Origin of the sequence: Streptomyces niveus (genome assembly GCF_001723055.1) — a bacterium.
GTDB lineage: Bacteria > Actinomycetota > Actinomycetes > Streptomycetales > Streptomycetaceae > Streptomyces > Streptomyces niveus.
In genome coordinates this window covers 1-3,858 of the sequence record NZ_MDCR01000360.1, presented here as the reverse complement: position 1 = coordinate 3,858, position 3,858 = coordinate 1, and the positions used below count along the sequence as shown (strand labels likewise).

Annotated in this window: 4 protein-coding genes; all 4 read left to right on the top strand. The window is 73.5% G+C overall.

Features of this window, described 5'->3' with window-relative positions; translation table 11 throughout:
- Positions 1 to 170: 170 nt before the first annotated feature.
- Entirely contained in the window at positions 171 to 590 is a 420-nt protein-coding gene (locus BHU15_RS32740) for a RidA family protein (protein ID WP_023538741.1), read from the top strand.
- 14 nt (positions 591 to 604) lie between these two features.
- Entirely contained in the window at positions 605 to 1,549 is a 945-nt protein-coding gene (locus tag BHU15_RS32735; protein ID WP_141726928.1) for a hypothetical protein, read from the top strand.
- Between the two features lie 180 nt (positions 1,550 to 1,729).
- Positions 1,730 to 3,028 (top strand): glycosyltransferase 87 family protein, encoded by a 1,299-nt coding sequence (locus tag BHU15_RS38770; RefSeq protein WP_368483231.1) that lies wholly within the window; start codon positions 1,730 to 1,732, stop codon positions 3,026 to 3,028.
- A partial coding sequence (locus BHU15_RS32720; protein WP_069630453.1) for a glycosyltransferase family 4 protein occupies positions 3,025 to 3,858 on the top strand: 834 nt, incomplete at its 3' end. The genes BHU15_RS38770 and BHU15_RS32720, both read left to right, overlap by 4 nt.

Below are 3,858 nucleotides of genomic sequence, written 5' to 3'. Positions count from 1 at the left end.
ATTGTCGACGCGCCGGGCGGGGCAGCGGTCGGCGGAAACTCCGGTGACGTGCCCGCCCGGCGCGTCGACAATGGCACGCGGGTGTGACCGTCGGGAACGTTCGAGGCTCCCCGGAGTCCCCCCGATGAGCGTTACCCCCTATGACCCACCAACTGGCAAGGAGCGACCTCATGGTGCGACGTACGACTGTCCCCAGCCTTTTCCCGCCCCCCGGTTACGCGCACGCGGCCGTGGTCGAGACCGGCAGCCGTCTGGCGTTCATGGCCGGATCCGTACCGCTCGACAAGGACGGCACGCTCGTCGGACCGGGCGACTTCGCCGCTCAGGCCGCCCAGGTGCTGGCCAATCTGGAGACGGCGCTGCACGCCATCGGCAGCGATCTGAGCCGGGTGATATCCACCGACGTGTACGTGGTGGCGTCGGAGCCCGCGGATCTGAGCCGGGTCTGGGACGTCGTCCACGCGTCCGGCCTCACCACGGGGCCGCACACCTCCACGCTGCTCGGGGTCGCGTGCCTCGGCTACACGGGCCAGCTGGTGGAGATCACGGCGGTGGCCGAGGTCGACGCGGCGACGGACCCGGGGGAATGAGACGTTCTTCGACCGTGGCCGCTGCCGTGGGCGTGGCCCTGGTGGCCCTGATGGCTCTGGCCGGCTGCTCCGCCGCCGCCGACGACGAAGCGCCCGACACCTCCGCGTACACCGACGGCAGCCGGGTGCCGAAGGTCGAGAAGGAGTGGGACATCCCCGAACTGCCGCTCTCCCGGTACGAGTTCGGCGCCGACGACACCAAGCGCACGACCCGGGCCCAGGCCCGCCTCGCCCAGCGCTGCATGGCGGACCACGGCTTCGCGGACTTCCCCCTCGACCCCGCCCTGCCCGGCTCGATGAACACCGTGGGCGGCCGGTTGGTGTCGGTGGCGATGGCGACCCCCTTCGGCGAACTCGACCTCGACGAGGCCCGGCGCTGGGGCTACGGCTGGAACCCGAAGACGGCCGAGAAGGCGGCGGCGAAGAAGGACCGCCCGATGACCGACGCGGAATTCGAGGTGCTCTACAACTCCGACCGCTCCACCGGCCGCACCGTCAACGGCCGGGCGATCCCCGAGAACGGCTGCTCCGGCCAGGCCGCCGCCCGGCTCACCGAGGGTGTCGAGGACACGACCCGCATGTACACCTACACCTCGCGCCGGTCCCAGGCACTGGCCGAGCAAGCGCGGAAGGACCCCGACGTGAGCCGGGCGCTGCGTACCTGGGCGTCATGCGTCGAGGACAAGGGCTTCGCGCGGTACGCGGGCCGTGAGGAGGCATTCCGCGACGAGGCATGGGACGGGGACGACGACGGCAACACCCGTCGTACGCGCGAGGAACGGGACACCGCCGTCGCCGACATCGAGTGCGCCCGCGAGCACAACACGGTCGGTGAGTGGTGGGCCGGCGAGGCGCGGGCGCAGTCGGCCGACGTCCGGAGCCACCGCGCGACGTACGAGGCGGTGCGCCGCGACCAGGAGGTCGTACGTGCCAACATCCGCGACGTGTTGGGAGGTTGACGGTCCCGGCCGTGCCTGAGGAGACCTGAAGGTAGGGGAAACCCGACCATCAGGTCTCGACCTGACCGTGCTGACCGCGAGGCCCCCCGACGGCTGCAATGGCGGGGTGATTACTTGGCGAGTCGAACGCGAGAACAGCAGGTCGGCGGCCCGGGGGGCCTCCTGGTGGTGGCCGGTGGGATGGCTGCTCGCCGCGGGCTGGGCGGCGGCCTTCCCCCTCGTCTCCGACGTGGGGACACACCGGGTGTGGGGCGTCTGCGCGGCTTTCGGATACACGGCCGCCGCCGTCGCCGCCCGCGTGCTGCCGCGCCCGCGCGCCGTACGGGTCCCGGTGGTGCTCGCCCTGGCGGGCGCGGTCGTACTGCCGCTGCTGCTCCTGGTCCTCACCGGGCAGGCGCAGTCCGAGGTCGACGTCATCGAACGGTCCGGCCGGCTGCTGTACGCGACGGGGACCCCGTATCTGGACGCGCCCCGTCGGGTCGAGGAGTACACGCCGTACCTGCCGGGATGGCGCTCCTGGGAATCCCGCGCGCGCTGCTCGGTGAACACGGCTGGGCGGCGCGGTACTTCGGCGACGCGCGGGTGTGGTGCGCGGCGGTGTTCCTGTCGTGTCTGGTGGCGAGCCGGGCGGTCGTACGGCGGCGGCCCGGGGGCAGCGCTCACATCCGGTCCCATGTCCCGGACGGGGACGGGCGCTTCGCGGCGGTGACGGCCGTACTGATCGCCTCACCCGTCGTCGCGCTGCCCCTGTGCGTCAGCGGCGTCGATCTGCCCCTGGCCGGGCTCTGCGTGCTGGCCATCGCCTTCGCCGTACGCGGTCGGCCGGTGGCCGCCGGGCTGGTGCTCGCCGCCGCCTGCTCGCTCAAGTGGACGGCCTGGCCCGCGATCCCGGTCGTCGTGGCGCTGCTCGGCTGCGCCTGGGGCGCCCGGCATGGTCTGCGGTGCGCGGGCACGGCGGCCGCCGGTACGGCCCTGCTGATCCTGCCGAGCGCGCTCCTGTCGCCCGGCCCGATGGCCGAGCAGGTGCTCGCCTTTCCCACCGGACAAGGCGAGTTGGCGACCCCGGCGACCAGCCCGCTGCCCGGCCGGCTGCTCGCCGAGCAGGGCGCCACGGGGTGGGTCGTGGCGGTGACGCTGCTCCTGTGCGGCGCGTCGGCCGTCGGCCTCTCGCTCGTCCTGCGACCGCCACGGGACGCCGTGGGGGCCGCCGACCGGCTGGCGGTCGGCCTCTCGATCGCGTTCCTGCTGGCACCCGCCGGACGGTTCGGCTATCTGGCGCTGCCCGTGCTGCTGGTGGTGTGGGCGCGGTCGGTGGGCGCGGGATCGGTGGGTGCGAGGTGGTCCGGTACGGGATCGGCCGACGCACGGTCGTCCGGTACGCGGTCGGTGGGTGCGCCGTCGTCCGGTACGGAACCGGCGCCCCAGGACCGGGACGCGGACGCGCAGTTGGCCACGGCCGGAGCGGGGCGACGCTCATGAGCTCAACTCTCGTCATCACCAACGACTTTCCGCCCCGCCAGGGCGGCATCGAGACCTTCGTGCACGCGCTGACCTCCCGCATGCCGCCCGACCGCGTCGTCGTCTACACGTCGAGCGAGCCCGGCGCCGCCGCGTACGACGCCACCCTGCCCTTCCCCGTCGTCAGGGACCGCGCCCACACCCTGCTGCCGACCGCGCGCGTCACCCGGACCGCGCGCGAGATAGCGCGGAGCCACGGCTGCGACCGGGTCTGGTTCGGGGCGGCGGCCCCACTCGCGTACATGGCACCGGAGTTGCGGCACGGCGGGATACGGCGCATGGTCGCCACCACCCACGGCCACGAGATCTGGTGGGCCCGTACGCCCGGCGCGCGGCAGGTGCTGCGACGGGTGGGCGCGCACGTGGATGTCGTCACCTACCTCGGTGAGTACACCCGCTCGCGTATCGCCCCCGCCCTCGGCCCCGGTGCGCGGATGAGCCGCCTCGTACCGGGCGTGGACGCGGCGACGTTCCGGCCGGACCGCGCCGCCAGTTGTGCGCGCGACGTGCGGGACCGGCACGGGATCCGGGGGAAGAAGATCATCCTCTGCGTCTCGCGCCTCGTCACCCGCAAGGGCCAGGACGTCCTCGTACGGGCGCTGCCACTGATCCGGCGGTCCGTACCCGACGCGGTGCTGGTGGTCGTCGGCCAGGGACCGGACGAACGGCGGCTGCGCGCACTCGCGCGGCGGCACGCGCCCGGCGCCGTCGTCTTCGCGGGCGGCAGAAGCCATGCGCAGACGGCGAGTTACTACGCGGCGGCCGACGTCTTCGCGATGCCCTGCCGCACC

Coding starts and splice junctions, on each gene's coding strand:
- BHU15_RS38770 (WP_368483231.1), top strand. CDS start 1,730: ATGGCTGCTCGCCGCGGGCTGGGCGGCGGCCTTCCCCCTCGTCTCCGA.
- BHU15_RS32740 (WP_023538741.1), top strand. CDS start 171: ATGGTGCGACGTACGACTGTCCCCAGCCTTTTCCCGCCCCCCGGTTAC.